11 protein-coding genes are annotated in these 15,952 nt (G+C 70.8%); 6 read left to right on the top strand and 5 right to left on the bottom strand.

Going from position 1 to position 15,952, the window contains the following annotated elements; genetic code table 11:
- Positions 1-19 precede the first annotated feature (19 nt).
- The 3 genes from FF100_RS38315 (at position 20) to FF100_RS06965 (ending at position 4,849) form a co-directional block, all read left to right on the top strand.
- The gene (locus tag FF100_RS38315) at positions 20-2,968 is read left to right on the top strand and encodes a hybrid sensor histidine kinase/response regulator (RefSeq protein ID WP_281287265.1); all 2,949 of its coding nucleotides are present in this window, start codon (positions 20-22) and stop codon (positions 2,966-2,968) included.
- A 106-nt stretch (positions 2,969-3,074) separates the two neighbouring features.
- Entirely contained in the window at positions 3,075-4,055 is a 981-nt protein-coding gene (locus tag FF100_RS06970; RefSeq protein ID WP_139034814.1) for a cation diffusion facilitator family transporter, read from the top strand.
- Between the two features lie 368 nt (positions 4,056-4,423).
- Complete coding sequence (locus tag FF100_RS06965; RefSeq protein WP_139034813.1) at positions 4,424-4,849, top strand: Ros/MucR family transcriptional regulator; 426 nt, start codon at positions 4,424-4,426, stop codon at positions 4,847-4,849.
- A gap of 334 nt (positions 4,850-5,183) precedes the next feature.
- Here the strand turns inward: FF100_RS06965 and rimM are convergent, their stop codons facing one another.
- The 4 genes from rimM to FF100_RS06945 form a co-directional block, all read right to left on the bottom strand.
- Positions 5,184-5,873, bottom strand: a complete 690-nt coding sequence (gene rimM / locus FF100_RS06960; RefSeq protein WP_425463285.1) for a ribosome maturation factor RimM — start codon at positions 5,871-5,873, stop codon at positions 5,184-5,186.
- Positions 5,874-5,880: 7 nt separating this feature from the next.
- Entirely contained in the window at positions 5,881-6,240 is a 360-nt protein-coding gene (rpsP, locus tag FF100_RS06955) for a 30S ribosomal protein S16 (RefSeq protein WP_139034811.1), read from the bottom strand.
- A gap of 78 nt (positions 6,241-6,318) precedes the next feature.
- The gene (gene ffh / locus FF100_RS06950; protein WP_139034810.1) at positions 6,319-7,959 is read right to left on the bottom strand and encodes a signal recognition particle protein; all 1,641 of its coding nucleotides are present in this window, start codon (positions 7,957-7,959) and stop codon (positions 6,319-6,321) included.
- 18 nt (positions 7,960-7,977) lie between these two features.
- A complete protein-coding gene (locus FF100_RS06945) occupies positions 7,978-8,199 on the bottom strand; it encodes an eL24 family ribosomal protein (RefSeq protein WP_139034809.1) in 222 nt (73 codons plus the stop codon).
- 276 nt (positions 8,200-8,475) lie between these two features.
- On the opposite strand from FF100_RS06945, the gene FF100_RS06940 reads away from it, so the two are divergent.
- Complete coding sequence (locus FF100_RS06940) at positions 8,476-8,925, top strand: hypothetical protein (RefSeq protein ID WP_139034808.1); 450 nt, start codon at positions 8,476-8,478, stop codon at positions 8,923-8,925.
- 302 nt (positions 8,926-9,227) lie between these two features.
- Here the strand turns inward: FF100_RS06940 and FF100_RS06935 are convergent, their stop codons facing one another.
- Positions 9,228-13,067 carry a glycosyltransferase gene (locus FF100_RS06935; RefSeq protein ID WP_139034807.1) on the bottom strand — a complete coding sequence of 1,280 codons (3,840 nt, stop codon included), beginning with the start codon at positions 13,065-13,067 and terminating at the stop codon, positions 9,228-9,230.
- A 364-nt stretch (positions 13,068-13,431) separates the two neighbouring features.
- On the opposite strand from FF100_RS06935, the gene aroC reads away from it, so the two are divergent.
- On the top strand, positions 13,432-14,547 hold the full coding sequence (gene aroC / locus FF100_RS06930) for a chorismate synthase (protein WP_139034806.1): 1,116 nt from the start codon (positions 13,432-13,434) through the stop codon (positions 14,545-14,547).
- Between the two features lie 275 nt (positions 14,548-14,822).
- Positions 14,823-15,917 (top strand): 3,4-dihydroxy-2-butanone-4-phosphate synthase, encoded by a 1,095-nt coding sequence (ribB, locus tag FF100_RS06925; protein WP_425463289.1) that lies wholly within the window; start codon positions 14,823-14,825, stop codon positions 15,915-15,917.
- Positions 15,918-15,952: the final 35 nt, after the last annotated feature.

The raw sequence follows: 15,952 nt of genomic DNA, 5'->3' as shown, positions 1-15,952 counted from the left end.
GACGAGTGAGAGAACCCGCGTGGAGCATCCGTCCGACGCCCCGCAGGACGACGCTTCGGGAGAGGCGGGCCAGAATCGCGGCCTGCGCGCCCGGGTGATCCGCTCCTCCGACGACGCCGTCCCCCCGCCGGCGCGGCGGCCTGTCGCGGCGCAGCGGGAGCCGGAGCGCGCCCCGCCCGAGACGTCCGGTGCGCCGGCTCCGGCGGCGAGACGGTGGCTCCTGCGCCGTGCCTCCGCCGCGCCCCGGACGGTGCCGACCCCGGCGGCCGCCGCATCCGCCCCGTCACGGGCGGCGGGCAGTCTCGCCGCCCGCCTCGGCCGGGTGGTGCTCGGCGCGGTGATCGTCGCGCTCGCCGCCGGCACGGCGATCGGCGCCTGGTCGGAGGTCAATCGCTACGCCGTCGACACGCGCCAGGCGCTGAGAGGGCTCGCCATCGTCTTCGCCTCCGCCTCGGCCGGGGCGGCGGCGGCGAACGATGCCGCCGGCGTCCACGCGGCCCTGCGCGGAATCGGGCGACTGGACGGCATCGTCTATGCCGGGCTGACCCGTCCGGACGGTTCGGCGCTGGCCGAGCAGGGCACCGGCCTGCGCCTCGCCGACGATCTCGACCTCGACCGGGACGACATCACGCCGCTCGCGCTCATTCTCGCCCACACCGTCAAGGTCAGCGTCCCGGTGGTGGAGAATGCCCGCATCGTCGGGCAGGTGACCCTGATCTACGAGACCAAGGATCTCATCGGGCGCCTCCTCTCCGTCGTGCGCAACGCCGTCCTGGCGGCCCTGCTCGCCATGGCGGTCGGGTTCGCGGTGGCCTGGCGCCTCGGCCGCGCCCTGACCCGGCCGCTCACCGCGCTCGCCCGCACGATGGATGCGGTGCGCCAGAACCACGATTATGCCCGTCGCGCCGACCTGCAGCCCGGCGCCGCCTCCGGCGACGAGGTCGGCCGGCTGGCGACGAGCTTCAACGGCCTCCTCGACGCGGTGCGCGAGCGCGACCACCGCCTGATCGAGCACCAGGGCCGGCTGGAGCAGGAGGTGAGCGACCGCACCCACGACCTGAGCGAGGCCAAGGAGGCGGCGGAGGCTGCCAACAGCGCCAAGTCGTCGTTCCTGGCGACGATGAGCCACGAGATCCGCACGCCAATGAACGGCATGCTGGTGATGGCGGAACTCCTCGCCGCCGCCGAGCTGCCGGCACGCCAGCGCCGCTATGCCGAGGTGATCGCCCGCTCCGGCCAGAGCCTGCTGGCGATCATCAACGACATCCTCGACTTCGCCAAGGTCGAGGCCGGCAAGCTCACCCTGGAGCGCATCGCCCTCGACCCTGCCGAGGTCGCCGACACCGTCGTGACCCTGTTCGGCGAGCGGGCGCGGGGCAAGGGGCTCGATCTCGCGGCGATCGTCGCGCCGGACGTGCCGCTCTCGATCACCGGCGATCCGGTGCGGCTCGGGCAGATCCTCGGCAACTTCGTCAACAACGCTCTCAAGTTCACCGAATCCGGCCATGTCCTGGTGCGGCTCGAGACCCGCGACGGCGGTGGGGTCCTGCGCCTCAGCGTGACCGATACCGGCATCGGCATCCCGGCCGAGACCCTGCCGTCGATCTTCTCGGCCTTCTCGCAGGCCGACGGCTCGACGACCCGGCGCTTCGGCGGCACCGGCCTCGGCCTGTCGATCGCCGAGCGCCTCGTCGCCGCGATGGGCGGGCGGATCGGGGTCGAGAGCGAGGTCGGAACCGGCTCGACCTTCTGGGCCGAGATCCCGCTCGAGGTCCTGGCGGCCGCCGCGCCGGTGCGGCGCCAGGCCGGCATTGGGCCGGCCGTGGTGATCGGCGTCCCGGGGCCGGCGACCGCCGCCGCCCTGGCGGAGGGGCTCGCCGCCGCCGGCTTCACGCTGGTCGAGGCGGGGGAGGGCGCCCACGCCCTCGTCGAGGCCGCAGACCTCGCCCGGGCCGGGCGCCGCCCGGCCGGTGCCGGCCGGGTCCTCGCGCTGGCCCCGATGGGCGATCCGAGCGGGGCCGCCGTGCTGTCCTCCGGCCTCGCCGACGCGCTGCTGCGCTGGCCCCTGGTGCAGGGCGAATGGCGGTCGGCCCTGGCGGCGCTCGCCACGGGAGCGACCTTCGCCGGCATCGGGGCCGAGGCCGGCCCGGTCGCTGCCCTGCCGCGCTTCCCCGCCGCCCGGGTGCTCGTGGCGGACGACAACCCGCTCAACCGCGAGGTCGCGGTCGAGGCGCTCGGGCGCCTCGGCGTCACCCGGGTGACGACGGTGGAGGATGGCTACCGTGCCCTGGAGGCGGCTCGCGAGGGCATGTTCGACCTGATCCTGATGGACGGCAGCATGCCCGTCCTCGACGGGTTCGACGCCGCCCGGGCGATCCGGCAATGGGAGGCGGCGGAAGGGCGCGGGCGCACCTTCATCGTCGCGGCGACCGCCCACGTGGTGGGTACCGCGGCCGAGGCGTGGCGCGGGGCCGGAATGGACGGGGTGCTCGCCAAGCCCTTCACCCTCACCGACCTCGCCCGGACCTTGGCTGCCGCCCTCGGCGAGGCCGCCGCCCCGGACGCTCCGGAAACGGAGCAGGCGGCGCCATCCGCGGCGCTCCTCGACCCCGACACCCTGGCCAACCTCGCGGAGATGGCCGAGGGAGCCGGCTCGTCCTTCGTCGAGCGGGTACTCGGGCTCTTCACGGCGCATGCCCCCGACGGGCTGGCAGCCCTCCAGGCCGCCGGCGACGCCGAGGCCGCGGGCCGCGCCGCCCACGGCCTCAAGTCGATGAGCCTCAACGTCGGCGCGGCCGCGCTCGCCGGGCACCTGGGGGAGATCGAGCACGCGGCGCGGGTCGAGGGGCGCGTGCCCGACGAGGCCGCGCTCGCCCCCCTGCCGGGCCTGCTCGCCGCGACGATCGCAGCCCTACACGGCCATTTCGACCTTCCGGATCCCGGAACCCCGTGGCGCGACGCGGCCTGAGCGCCGCGCACGATCGCCGCGGGGCGCCGGACCCATCCGGCCTCCGGCGGCGTTACCTCCGTCAGCCACGGCCAGGCTTGCCGGGCGGCGGGAGCGCGACAGCACCATGGCACACGAGAGCAGCGGCGCGATCTACACCGCCGCCGGGGCGAATCTGGCGATCGCGGCGGCGAAGTTCGTCGGCGCCTTCCTCACCGGCAGCTCGGCGATGCTAGCCGAGGGCGTGCACTCGGTGGTGGATACCGCCAACCAGATCCTGCTCCTCGTCGGCCTCAAGCGGGCGCAGCGGCCGGCGGATGCCCGCTTCCCGTTCGGCTACGGCCGCGAGGTCTATTTCTACGCCTTCCTGGTCGCCTTGCTGATCTTCCTCGGCGGCGGCGCCTTCGCGGTCTACGAGGGGATCCACAAGCTCCAGCACCCGGAGCCGGCGGCCGACGCGGTGATCTTCGGCCGCCACATCCCGGGCTTTCACATCAACCTCGGAATCCTGGTCTTCGCGGTCCTGGCCGAGGGCTATTCCTGCTTCGTCGCCCTCAAGGCGTTCTGGGGCGAGAAGGGCGAGCGGCCGCCGATCACCGCGATCCGCCGCAGCAAGGACCCGGCCCTGTTCACCGTGCTGGTCGAGGACGTGGCGGCGCTGACCGGCCTCGTCGTGGCGCTCGCCGGCGTGATCCTGGCCGAGACGCTGCAGCAGCCCGCCTTCGACGGCGCAGCCTCGATCGTCATCGGCCTGATCCTGATCGGCATGGCGATCTTCCTGATGATCGAGACCCACGGCCTGCTGGTCGGCGAGGCGGCGGAGCCGGAGCTGGTCGCCGGCCTGCACCAGATCGTGCGCTCCGAACCGGGGGTGCAGCACGTCAACGAGGTGCTGACGCAGCATCTCGGCCCCGCCGACATCCTGGTCAATGTCAGCCTCGACATGGATGACACCCTCACCGGCGGCGAGATCGAGCGGCTGGTCGGCCGCCTGGAGACGCGGATGAAGGGCTTGAGCCCCAAGGTTCGCCGCGTCTTCATCGAGATCCAGGCCCGGCCCGACGACGTCCCGCTCCGGCCCGGCCGGCCGCCGGAACGGGCCGCCTGACGGCAACCGGCGGCCGTCGCTCGCCCTGAGGCCATCGACGGTCGCCGCCTGTACCCACTCAAACCTCCGGCGCCGATAGGTTTTTATGCAATTATCGGCAACGTAAAATCAGATTTTGCAACCTTGAGTATATTTTACCTGACTGTGTCAGGGTGAAATCCACAGGTACTACCTGATTTTACCGCCGCGTTGCTGCAAGCAGCTTGCAGGCGGGATTGATAATTGCCACCAAGTCTGAGGGACCGGGCGATGGCCCACGCGTACTTCGTGCGTGACGGCCCCAAGAAGACCGAGAGGCGGCGTGAAGCCGGGTCGGCCTGCCGCACAGCCTCCGTCGTCCACCTCACTCTCGAAGCGGAAACTCCATCATGTCAGACGTGGAACCTCACGATCAGGAGCCGGGCGAACTCGTCATGCTCACGGCCGACATCGTCTCGGCCTACGTGTCGAAGAACTCGGTGCCGGTCGGGGATCTCGGCAGCCTGATCGCCGCCGTGCATTCCTCCCTCGAGCGCGTTGCCGCTCCGCCGGCGCCCGAGCCCGAGAAGCCCACGCCGCCGGTCCCGGTCCGCAAGACCGTCACGCCGGACTACATCATCTCGCTGGAAGACGGAAAACCCTACAAGTCGCTCAAGCGTCACCTGACGACGCGCGGCCTCAGCCCCGACCAGTACCGCCAGAAATGGGGCCTGCCGCACGATTATCCGATGGTCGCGGCCACCTATGCGGCGCAACGCTCGGAACTCGCCAAGAGCTCGGGCCTCGGCCAACAGCGCAAGAACCGCGGGCGGTGAGACGGGGCGACACCCGCCCCCGATAAGGGGCGGGGCGTCTCAGGCCGATCAGTGACGAAGGGGCCTGCCTGACCAAGCGTCGGGCGGGCCCTGCTCGTTTCGTCCCGCCCCTCGCTCCCGGGGGACGCGGCACGCGACGATGCGGGCCGGGCGTCGCCCCCGATCTGACGCGACACTCGTTCGGGATAGCATGGAGCGGCCTGCGGAAGGCGACCGCTTCCCGCATGTGCGAGCGCGACGATCGTCCGCATGCCCGGGGGACATTGCAGTTTGAGCTGATCGAGAAATCGGCTGCGACGATCCGGCAGGTACCCGCGACCTTCGCAGCCGCGCCTCAACCCTCCTCGGGATCCCGCGGCGCGGCCGGCAGGAACAGGTCGTCCGGCGGATCGACGGTGATGCGGCGGGCCGCGACGTCGATCTCCGGCACGAAGGCCTTGGTGAAGGGCAGGAGGGCCGGGTTGCCGCCGCTGGCGGGCGCGATCTCCAGGAGGTCGCCGCCGCCGTAATTCGGCACCGCCCGGACCGTGCCGACGGGGGCGCCGTTGCGATCGACGACGCTCAGGCCGACGAGGTCGGCGGCGAAGAACTCGTCTTCCTCCTCGGGAGCGCCGAGGCGGTCGCGGGCGACGTAGAGGGCGAGACGATTGAGGCTCTCGGCCCCGTTCCGGCTGGACACGCCCGCGACGCGGGCGATCAGCATGTCGGGGGCCCCCGGGGCGGGACGCAAGGACGCGATCTCGATGGCGCGCCCATCGGCCCCGGTGAGCGGACCGTAGGTGCCGATCGCCGTCGGATCGGCGGTGTAGGATTTCAGCCGCACCTCGCCGTTGAGGCCGTGGGCGCGTCCGAATTCGCCGAGCAGCACGAAACCGGGATCGGTGGCGATCCCGGTTTCGCGTCGCGCCGATGCAGGATCGGCGCGACGCGGCATGGGCGCGCCTGCGCCCCGGTCGGAACCCCCGCGGGCAGGTCCCTTGGGGGCCTGGCCGCGCGGGGGACGGGCGTCGGGGCGGCGCGCCACCGGCTGCTTACTCGGCCGAGTCGGCGGCGGCGCCGGCCTTCTCGGCGCGGGCGGCAGCGCGCTCCTTGGACTTGGTGCCGGGCTCGGCCTTCTGCGGGTTGTTGCGGGTCGGACGCTTGGCGAGGCCGGCGGCGTCGAGGAAGCGCAGGACGCGGTCGGTCGGCTGGGCGCCCTTGGCGAGCCAGGCCTGGACCTTCTCGGTCTCGAGGATGACGCGGGCCGGATCGTCCTTCGGCTTCATCGGGTCGTAGGCGCCGACCTTCTCGATGAAGCGGCCGTCGCGCGGCGCGCGGGCGTCGGCGACGACGATGCGGTAGTACGGGCGCTTCTTGGCGCCGCCACGGGTCAGGCGAATCTTGAGGGACATGGGTCTCTTCCTGGTGAGGGGTTCGAGGATCGTTCGACGTCGCGGGCGGGGGAGGGGCCTGGCGGCCCCCGGTGCCGCCTACTTCTTCTTGCCGAAGGGGAGGCCGCCGAGGCCGGGGAGGCCCGGGAGCTTGGCCCCGAGGCCCGGAAGGCCGGGGGCGGCGGGAGGCGCCTTACCGGCAGGGCCTGCCGGCAGCGTGCCGGCCTGGCCGGGCGCCTTGGGACCGCCGAGGCCAGGCGGCATCGGCGGAAGGGTGGTGCCGGGCGGCAGCGACTTCTGCAGCTCGGCGAGCATCTCGGGGGTGGGCTGGGGCATGCCGCCCATCATCTTGCCCAAGGGGCCCATTCCGCCGCCCATGCCCCCCATGCCGCCGCCGCCGAGCCCGAACATGCTGCCCAGCGCCTGGCCGATGCCGCGCTTGCCCGACCCCATGGCCTTCATCATGTCGGCCATGGTGCGGTGCATCTTGAGGAGCTTGTTGATCTCCGAGACGTCGACGCCGGCGCCCTTCGCCACGCGCTTCTTGCGCGAGGCCTTGAGCACGTCGGGGTTGCGGCGCTCCTCGGGGGTCATCGACGAGATGATGGCGCGCTGGCGCTTGAACATCTTCTCGTCGAGGTTGGCGCCCTCGACCTGCTTCTTGATCTGGCCCATGCCGGGCAGCATGCCCATCAGGCCGCCGATGCCGCCCATCTTCTCCATCTGGGCGAGCTGCATCGACAGATCGTCGAGGTCGAACTTGCCCTTGCGCATCTTCTCGGCGACGCGAAGGGCCTGTTCCTGGTCGATGGTCTCGGCCGCCTTCTCGACGAGCGAGACGATGTCGCCCATGCCGAGGATGCGGTTGGCGACGCGGGCCGGATGGAACTCCTCCAGCGCGTCGACCTTCTCGCCGGTGCCGACGAGCTTGATCGGCTTGCCGGTGACCGCCCGCATCGAGAGCGCCGCGCCGCCGCGCGAGTCGCCGTCCATGCGGGTGAGCACGATGCCGGTGACGCCGAGCCGGCCGTCGAAGGCACGCGCCGTGTTGACCGCGTCCTGGCCGGTCAAGGCGTCTGCGACGAGCAGCACCTCGTGCGGGGAGGTGGCCGCCTTGACGTCGGCGGCCTCCTGCATCAGCGCCTCGTCGAGGGTGACGCGGCCGGCGGTGTCGAGCATCACCACGTCGAAGCCGCCGAGGCGGGCGGCCTCCATGGCGCGCTTGGCGATCTGCACCGCCGACTGGCCGGCGACGATCGGCAGCGACTCGACGCCGACCTGCTTGGCGAGAACCGCGAGCTGCTCCATCGCGGCCGGGCGGCGGGTGTCGAGGGAGGCGAGCAGCACCCGGCGCTTGTCGCGCTGGGTCAGGCGCCGGGCGATCTTGGCGGTGGTGGTGGTCTTGCCCGAGCCCTGGAGGCCGACCATCAGGATGCCGACGGGGGCGGGCGCGTTGAGGTCGATGATTCCGGCCTCGCCGCCGAGCATCGCCACGAGCTGGTCGTTGACGATCTTCACGACCATCTGGCCGGGCGTCACCGACTTCAGCACGACCGCGCCGACCGCCTGCTCGCGCACCTTCTCGGTGAAGGAGCGCACGACCTCGAGGGCGACGTCGGCCTCGAGCAGGGCACGGCGCACCTCGCGCAGGGCGGCGGTGACGTCGGCCTCGGTCAGGGCGCCGCGGCGGGTCAGCCCGGACAGGATGCCGGAGAGGCGGTCGGAGAGGCCTTCGAACATGCGTGTGTCTCCGGAAGGCTACTCGTTCACGCCCGCGGAGGCGGCGCGCCGGGCCTGCAGGGCGCCCTCGAAGTGGTTCAGCGCCCGCTCGAACTTGTCGCGGCAATCCGGATTGCAGAAGCCGACGACCGCGCCGTTGTAGAGCGTCAGCGAGTCGGCCGAGATCGGCTTGCCCGACCAGGGGCAGAGCTCGTTCACCGCGTCCTCGATGCGCAATGGCGCGTGGTCGGTCCTGGTCATCCGGTCTCCTGCACGCCACCTCGGGGATGGCTGATCGGGAGGTTTCGCGCAACGCAGTTCGCGCCCGAGGGCGCATCGCGCTGTCGGGCGTTGACCTCCGGCCTCACGGGCCGGTCGGCGTCGAGACGAGACCTCGTCCTTCGAGGCGGGGCCTAGCGACCCGTGAACGGATTGTCAATGCGGGGCGGACCCGGCACCCGGGCGCGACGGGAATGTTTACCGGTTCTTAACCACGCGGCCTGTTAACTCGGGGTCAAGATTCGCAGGAGATGCGGCGTGTCCGATCCCGCCTTGAAGACGCAGACCCCCGCCGCCGTGCGGCAGCCTTCCGGCCCGCTGCAGGACTGGCTCGCGACCCTGTCGCGGATCGACGCCGCCGACCAGGCCCGCGGCGCACCGCGTCGACCGGATGCGCAAGCGGCCTGGGAGCCGCGCATCGTCGCCCCGGCCGAACCCGCCGTGGAGCCCGAGGCGCCGCCCGCCTCCCGGGCGGAGGACGAGGATCTCGCCGCCCTGATGGCCGAGAACATGATGCTCAAGGCCCGTCTGCGGCAGGAGCATGGCCGCTACGACGAGCTGCAGGCGCTGCTCGCCGACGAGCTGCGGTCTCTCCGCGCCCACGTGCAGCAGGAGGTCGACAAGGCCGAGGAATTGCGCGCCGAGCGCGACCTGTGGATGGCCCGCGCCGAGGCCCTGGCCCAGCCGCTGTTCCAGCCGCGGCGCTGACGGCGCTGCTGCTCCGGATACGAGCGGCTTTGGGGCGCTGGCGCATCAGGCTCTCGACCGTTCTCGAAACGTCGATGCCAAACTCCGAGACCGAGAATTTCGGGCTCGGCACAAAATCGGGATTGGCACCGGAGGTCGTTCTTGACCACCGCCGGTCTCTCGCCCGCACGACAAGGCCCGGCATCGCTCCCTCGATGCCGGGCCTTGTCGTGTGCGACAGCGTCTCCGGCCGACCCGGCGGCGGTCGAGAGCGCCGCCGGGAAGGCATTCCGGATCAATCCCGCCGGCTCAATCCCGCCGCCTCAGTCCCGCGCCGCGTCGAGAACCTCGCCGTAGATCACCGCCAGTTCCTCCGCCTGCCGGTGCGCGCTCCGGATCGGCGCGGTGTCGCCGGGCGCCTGCCGGTGGAGGGCCGGGTTCTCGTCGATGATGCGCAACGCCGCCAGGAGGCCGGCCTCGTCGGCGACGTCGACGACGTAGCCGTTCCGGCCCTCGACGACGCAATCACCCACCGCGCCGCGGTCGGAGGCGACGACCCAGCAGCCCGAGGCCACCGCTTCACGGGTCACCAATCCGTAGCTCTCCGGCCAGATCGAGGGCGCCAGCAGCACGTCGATGTGGGCGTAGAGGCCGCCGACGCTCGATTGCGGGAACTTCCCGCGGATCGTGACGGGCACGCTGCCCCATTCCTCCGTCGCCCGCTCGCTCGGATGCATGGCGTGGTCGATCAGGAGCAGGCTCAGATTCTCGAACCGCTCGTTGAGGAGCACATTGCGGATCAGCCCGTAGCCCTTGTGGTCGGCGAGCCCGCCGATGAAGCCGAGGCGCACCCGGCCGTCCGGGCTCGCGGTCCGGACCACCTCGGGCAGGCGCGAGACGCCGTTCTCGACCACCTCGACCTCCGTCAGGCCGACGCTGCGGCACAGGGCGCCGAACGGCTCCGACACGGTCAGCACCCGGGCGGCGCCCTTGAGGCAGCGGAGCAGCGTCCGGGCGCGGGCGTAATCCTCGCCCATGAAGGCGTCGAGGGAGGCCCCGCCGGTGAAATCGTAGGTCTCGACCACGCGGTTGCCGTTGGTCAGGAACTGGTTCGGCGAGATCCACCAGCCGTCATGCATCGTGATCAGGTAGGGGATCTTGCGCCGGAACGCGGCGGCGACGCAAGTCGTGGTGAACCGCTGCACGCAGTGGAAGTGGATCAGGTCGGGGTCGATCCGGTCGAGGACCCGCTCGAAGACCCGCGCCATCTCGGGATCCTCGACCAGGCTGTCGATCCCCGGATGGTTGCCGGCGGTGATGCAGAACACCCGCACGCCGTCCCGGGCGTACCAGTCGAGGGCGTAGGGAACCGGCCCGCCCTCGAGGGTGCAGATCACGTCGATCTGCCACTCGGCCCCGAGGATCGCGCGCAGCGAGCGGACGTTGTCATAGACGACCCGGGTCGCCCCGCCGATCGCCTGCGGCGGATAGAACACGTTGACGATGACGAGCTTGCGGCGCGGCGCGAGCTGGCGCGCCGTCGTCCGCTCGATCACCTGGCGCAGGCCCTGCGCCTGCCGCTCCAGGCCGTAGGCCTCGAGGGCGGCGCGCTTGGCCGCCGCGCCGATCCGCCGCCGCTCGTCCGGCGAGCGCACCAGACGGTCGAGAGCGGCGAAGAACGACTGGCTCGTCGTGCACAGGAAGCCGGTTTCGCCTTCGACGACCACCTCGCGATGGGTCTGCGTGCTGCTCACGGCGGACGGGATGCCGAACATCGCGGCTTCCAGCCACTTGATCTCGCTCTTGCAGTCGTTGAACGCGTCCGGGACCAGCACCGAGATGTTGATGTCGGCCTCGCGCAGCAGGTCCCAGTAGGCCGAGACGTTGCCGATCGGCCGCGAGGCGACGATGAACTCCGCCCAGGGCCGCAGCAGGTCGGAGACCGCGATGTCGCCGACCACAACGACGCGGATCCGCCCGCCATGGGTCTCGAACAGGCGCGCCAGCGCCGGCTCGATCAGCTGCTCGAAATCGAGCTTATGGGCCTTGGTGCCGGAGCCGTAGAAGATCGTGACGATGTCGCCGGGGGTCGTGGCCCGCGCCTGCGCCATGCTGGCGAGATGCGCGCCGTGCAGGGCGTTCGGCTGGTGGAACACCGTCCCGGTTCGCACCCGGCGCTCCAGGTGTCGGGCGAGGCTCGGCGTCGAGGCCATGCCGTAGTCGCACAGGGCGGCGGCCTCCGCGAACAGGCTGACGCCACAGGCCATCGACGCATGCTGCCGCGCATCGATCAGGCCGACATAGGTGTCGAGCCCCGGCGGGAAGTAGTCCGAATCGAAGACAAGGTCGTCGATATCGTAGATCGTCGCGATGCCGAGCTCGGCCGTCTTGGTGATGGCATCGACGACGTTCGGGAAAGCCGGCACCCGGTAGAAGATCGTGTAATCGATCTGTAGCAGGTCGGCCATGTAGGCGTCGTGATCTTTGGTGTAGTCGTAGACCGTGACGTCGTAGCCGGCCGCGACGAGCTGGTCGACCCGCTGCTCGACCCGGTAGAAGCGGCACTGCATCAGGTCGCAATTGGCGTAGAGGGCGACGCGGCGGACTTGGCCGGCGCTTACCGGCCGCTCCTCGTCCCGCACCAGCGACTGCGCCGCCTCGGTCACGAGCGCGCGGGCGCTGTCGTAGCCCACCGTCAGGGCGATGTCGGTGCTGCGCTCCCAGACGTCGTAGAAGGCCTTCTCCTGGACCTCGCGCAACCGCCGACGCAGGTCGACATCGCCCGGGTACTTCCGCACCCCTGCCGCCATGGCGCGGCTCGCGGCCTGCGGCTCGCCGAACTCCAGCAGACCCTCGGCGAGGTGGCGGAAGGTCCATTCGTTGCCGGCATCGACCGCCACGATGTGCCGGCGCAGGCTGGTCGCGAGCTCGAGATTGCCCCCGCGCTGGATCATGTCCGCCCGGTGGTTGAGGGCGCGGGGATGGCCCGGCACGCGCACCAGCGCACGGGCGTAGAGTTCGGCGGCCTCGGCGTTCCGGCCCTCCACCGCGCGCTCATCGGCCACGTCGAGGAAGAGTTCGGCGGCCGCGGGATCGGCCAGGTCCAGCGTCCAGTCGAGCAGGTCCGTCACGACCCGGCTCGGCTTCACGTGATCCGCCAGCGGATCGGTTCCCTGCGCCGCCTCCCTGACGCGCGCCGTGACGAAGTCCTCGACCACCCGCGGCAGCACCGCCTTGTGGGTCACGCGCACGAGCACCCGCAGGTTCGGGAAGAGCGGCTCGTCCTCCCCGCTCCTCAACCAGGATTCGTAACGCTCGCGCCGCGACGGTCCGCACAGAGCGCCGTCATCGCCGTACTCGGCGACGAAGAACGCGTCGTCGAAGGCCCCGTCGATCGAGAGGTCGAGCTGCTCGTGCTGTCCGACCTCGCAGAAGTGCCGAATGCATTCCGCCCGGTTGAAGAACTTTCCGCTCTGCCTGATGTGGCGATACTGATAAAGATTGTGATCGAAGTACTGCGAGAAATAGGGGATCGTGATGCCGTGGAGGTTCGCGATCTCGTCCTCGTTGAAATAGACCAGTTGGTCGTCGGACGGATGGAGCCGCTGGCGGACGGCGACGACCGCATCCTCCGGTGTCATCCCGTACGGAAGCCTGATTCCGTAGAGCTGCGAGATGAAGGTCGGATCGTAGAAGACCGGGGCGTAGTTGCGCTTCTCCGCGCGGCCGTGCTCGATGTAATGGGCCAGCCGATCGGCGGTCGCAGGGATCGCTTCCGCGATGTCGGGATTACAGACGAGATAGCTCGCGAGGTTGAAGCCCCGGGGGAGGCCGGTTCCGGCCGCGGCGGCCTGCGACGTATCGGCGTAGGGACGCCCCTCCGCCCGGCCATGCGCGAGGTAATGCAGGGCCGCCTGGAAATCCCACCGGATCGCCGCTGCGACATCGGGGTTCAAGCGCAGATACGTCGCTCCGTCGAACCCCTTCGGCAGCCCGTCGCTGGACATCGCCGCCTGGCGCCCGAGGGCCTCGTTCGGAAAGCGGCCCTCGGCCCGGCCGTACTCCTCCCAGTGCCGGACGATCTCCTCGTCGCTGGCACGGCTCATGTCGTCGTAAAAGTTCCGATAGAAGACGATGTCGAGCGAGGCATCTTTCCGGCGCATGAGCCGCCGCGGTAGCCGGAAAAAATTCATATCACCTCTCGCTTTTGCCCATCGCGCCCTGAAAGATATCGAGAATAGTGTGTCAGATTGATGATCTGCGGTTCAAAGCCGTGGACACACCGGAAATCAGACCCGCTGTCTGACATCAATATTTCACTGTGAGCGCAAAGACATCAGGATGTACGAGGCACCACGCACTAATGTCAAGCCATCGAAGCACCTGGGAGCCACCCCGCTCCGCCATGCCGGCGCACGGGTGGCGAGGCTACGGCCGGCCGAGGCCGCGAGAGCATTTCCCGTCCGGCACGAAATGCTCTAGAGCGGCGGCGTTCTCCGTCCCAGCGCCGATGTCCCCCTAGCGTCCATGTCCCACAACAGCTTCGGCCACCTCTTCCGCGTCACCACCTTCGGCGAGAGCCACGGCCCGGCCCTCGGCTGCGTCGTCGATGGCTGCCCGCCGCGGATCCCGCTCGATGCGGCGGAGATCCAGGCCGAGCTCGACCGCCGCCGGCCCGGCCAGTCGCGCTTCACCACCCAGCGCCAGGAGCCGGATCAGGTCCGCATCCTCTCGGGCGTGTTTTCCGACGACCGCACCGGCGGGCGGCCGCTCACCACCGGCACGCCGATCGCCCTGATGATCGAGAATGTCGACCAGCGCTCGAAGGATTACTCGGAGATCCGCGACAGCTACCGGCCGGGCCACGCCGATTACGCCTACGACGCCAAGTACGGCATCCGCGACTATCGTGGCGGCGGACGCTCCTCGGCCCGCGAGACCGCGGCCCGGGTGGCGGCGGGCGCGATCGCCCGCAAGGTGCTGCCCGGCGTGACGATCCGCGGGGCCCTGGTGCAGATCGGGCCGCACGCGATCGACCGCACCCGCTTCGACTGGGACGAGGTCGACAACAACCCGTTCTTCTGCCCCGATGCGGTCGCCGCCGCTCAGTGGGCGGAGTATCTCGACGGAATCCGCAAGGCCGGCTCGTCGGTCGGCGCGGTGATCGAGGTCGTGGCCGAGGGCGTGCCGGTCGGGCTCGGCGCCCCGGTCTACGGCAAGCTCGACGCCGATCTCGCGGCGGCCATGATGTCGATCAACGCCGTCAAGGGCGTCGAGATCGGCGACGGCTTCGCGGCCGCCGCCCTGCGCGGCGAGGAGAATGCCGACGAGATGCGGCCGGGCAATGATGGACGCCCGATCTTCCTCGCCAATCATGCCGGCGGTGTGCTCGGCGGCATCTCGACCGGCCAGCCGCTGGTCTGCCGCTTCGCCGTGAAGCCGACCTCGTCGATCCTGACCCCGCGCGCCAGCGTCACCCGCGACAACCGGCCGGTCGACGTCATGACCAAGGGGCGGCACGACCCCTGCGTCGGCATCCGGGCGGTGCCGGTCGGCGAGGCGATGATGGCCTGCGTGCTCGCCGACCACTGGTTGCGGCATCGCGGCCAGATCGGGGAGGGCGCCTCCTTTCAGCCGGAGTGAACGACGGCGCCGTTTCAGTTTGACTGAAACGGTGTTCGAGCTATGACGGGGGCGTGAAACTCGGCGACTGGCTCCGACGGCAGGGCGTGACCCGCCTCGACTTCGCGCGGCGCTGCGGGCTCTCGCCGGCAGCGGTGACGGGGCTGTGCAACAACCCCGAGCCCTGGCTCTCGCGGGAGACGGCCGCCGCCGTGGCGCGCGTGACAGGCGGCGCCGTCACCCCCAACGATTTCCTGGGATTGGATGTCCTGGGGCTCACCCTCCCGGGACAGGAGATGCCCGTGACCCACGCATCGATCATCGAGGCCCTCGACGCCTTCGCCCGCGGCGAGATCGTGGTCGTCACCGACGACGACGACCGCGAGAACGAGGGCGACCTCGTCGTCGCCGCCTCGCTCTGCACGCCGGAGAAGATGGCGTTCATCATCCGCAATACCTGCGGCATCGTCTGCGCGCCGATCACGGTCTCGGAGGCCAAGCGCCTGCGCCTCGAGCCGATGGTGGCCTCGAACGACGCGCCGCTCGGCACCGCCTTCACGGTCACGGTCGACGTCAAGCACGGGCTGACCACCGGGATCTCGGCCGAGCAGCGCTGCAACACCGTGCGGGCCCTCGCCAACGGCAACATGGGCGCCACCGATTTCGTCCGCCCGGGCCACGTCTTCCCGCTGATCGCCAAGGACGGCGGCGTGCTGATGCGCTCCGGCCATACCGAGGCGGCGGTGGACCTGTGCCGGCTGGCCAAGCTCCCGCCCGTCGGCGTGATCTGCGAACTCGCCAACGACGACGGCACCGTGATGAAGGGGCCGCAGATCACCGCCTTCGCCGAGACCCACGGCCTCAAGCAGATCTCGGTCGCCGAGCTGATCTCCTACCGCCAGGCGCGCGAGAAGCTGGTCGAGCGGGTCGGCACCTTCCCGGTCAAGACCGAGTGGGGCGACATGACCGGCTACGCCTACACCACGCCGTTCGAGCCGATGCAGCAATTCGCCTTCGTGCACGGCCGCATCGGCGAGGGCCGCGACGTGCTGGTGCGGCTGCACCGCTCGAACGTGGTGGCGGACGTGATCGAGGGCGGCCGGACCATCGAGGCGGTGATGCGCCGCTTCGCGCAGGAAGGCCGCGGCGTGTTGGTCTATCTGCGCGACGGCACCGCCGGCGTGCCGCTGTCGCAGCTTCCCGACGGCGCCGGCGAGGACGGGGCCGAGGCGGCCCGGGTGCGCCAGTGGCGCGAGGTGGGCCTCGGCGCCCAGATCCTGCGCGACCTCGGCGTGGTCTCGATCCGCAACATCTCGAGCGCGGCGCGGTCCTATGTCGGCCTGTCGGGCTTCGGCATCGAGATGGTCGGCGACGCGCCGCTGGAAGGGTAGGGGCGTCGGCGCCCCTCACCGGCTCGAAACCCGCG

The sequence above is a fragment of the Methylobacterium terricola genome (assembly GCF_006151805.1).
GTDB classification, from domain to species: domain Bacteria; phylum Pseudomonadota; class Alphaproteobacteria; order Rhizobiales; family Beijerinckiaceae; genus Methylobacterium; species Methylobacterium terricola.
This window is presented reverse-complemented; position numbering and strand designations above follow the sequence as displayed.

Bases quoted from the DNA above. Each gene is read 5' to 3' on its own strand.
- rpsP (WP_139034811.1), bottom strand. From the start codon at position 6,240: ATGTCCCTCAAGATTCGCCTGACCCGTGGCGGCGCCAAGAAGCGCCCG.
- FF100_RS06970 (WP_139034814.1), top strand. From the start codon at position 3,075: ATGGCACACGAGAGCAGCGGCGCGATCTACACCGCCGCCGGGGCGAAT.
- FF100_RS06935 (WP_139034807.1), bottom strand. From the start codon at position 13,067: ATGCGCCGGAAAGATGCCTCGCTCGACATCGTCTTCTATCGGAACTTT.
- aroC (WP_139034806.1), top strand. From the start codon at position 13,432: ATGTCCCACAACAGCTTCGGCCACCTCTTCCGCGTCACCACCTTCGGC.
- ffh (WP_139034810.1), bottom strand. From the start codon at position 7,959: ATGTTCGAAGGCCTCTCCGACCGCCTCTCCGGCATCCTGTCCGGGCTG.
- FF100_RS06965 (WP_139034813.1), top strand. From the start codon at position 4,424: ATGTCAGACGTGGAACCTCACGATCAGGAGCCGGGCGAACTCGTCATG.
- ribB (WP_425463289.1), top strand. From the start codon at position 14,823: ATGCCCGTGACCCACGCATCGATCATCGAGGCCCTCGACGCCTTCGCC.
- FF100_RS06945 (WP_139034809.1), bottom strand. From the start codon at position 8,199: ATGACCAGGACCGACCACGCGCCATTGCGCATCGAGGACGCGGTGAAC.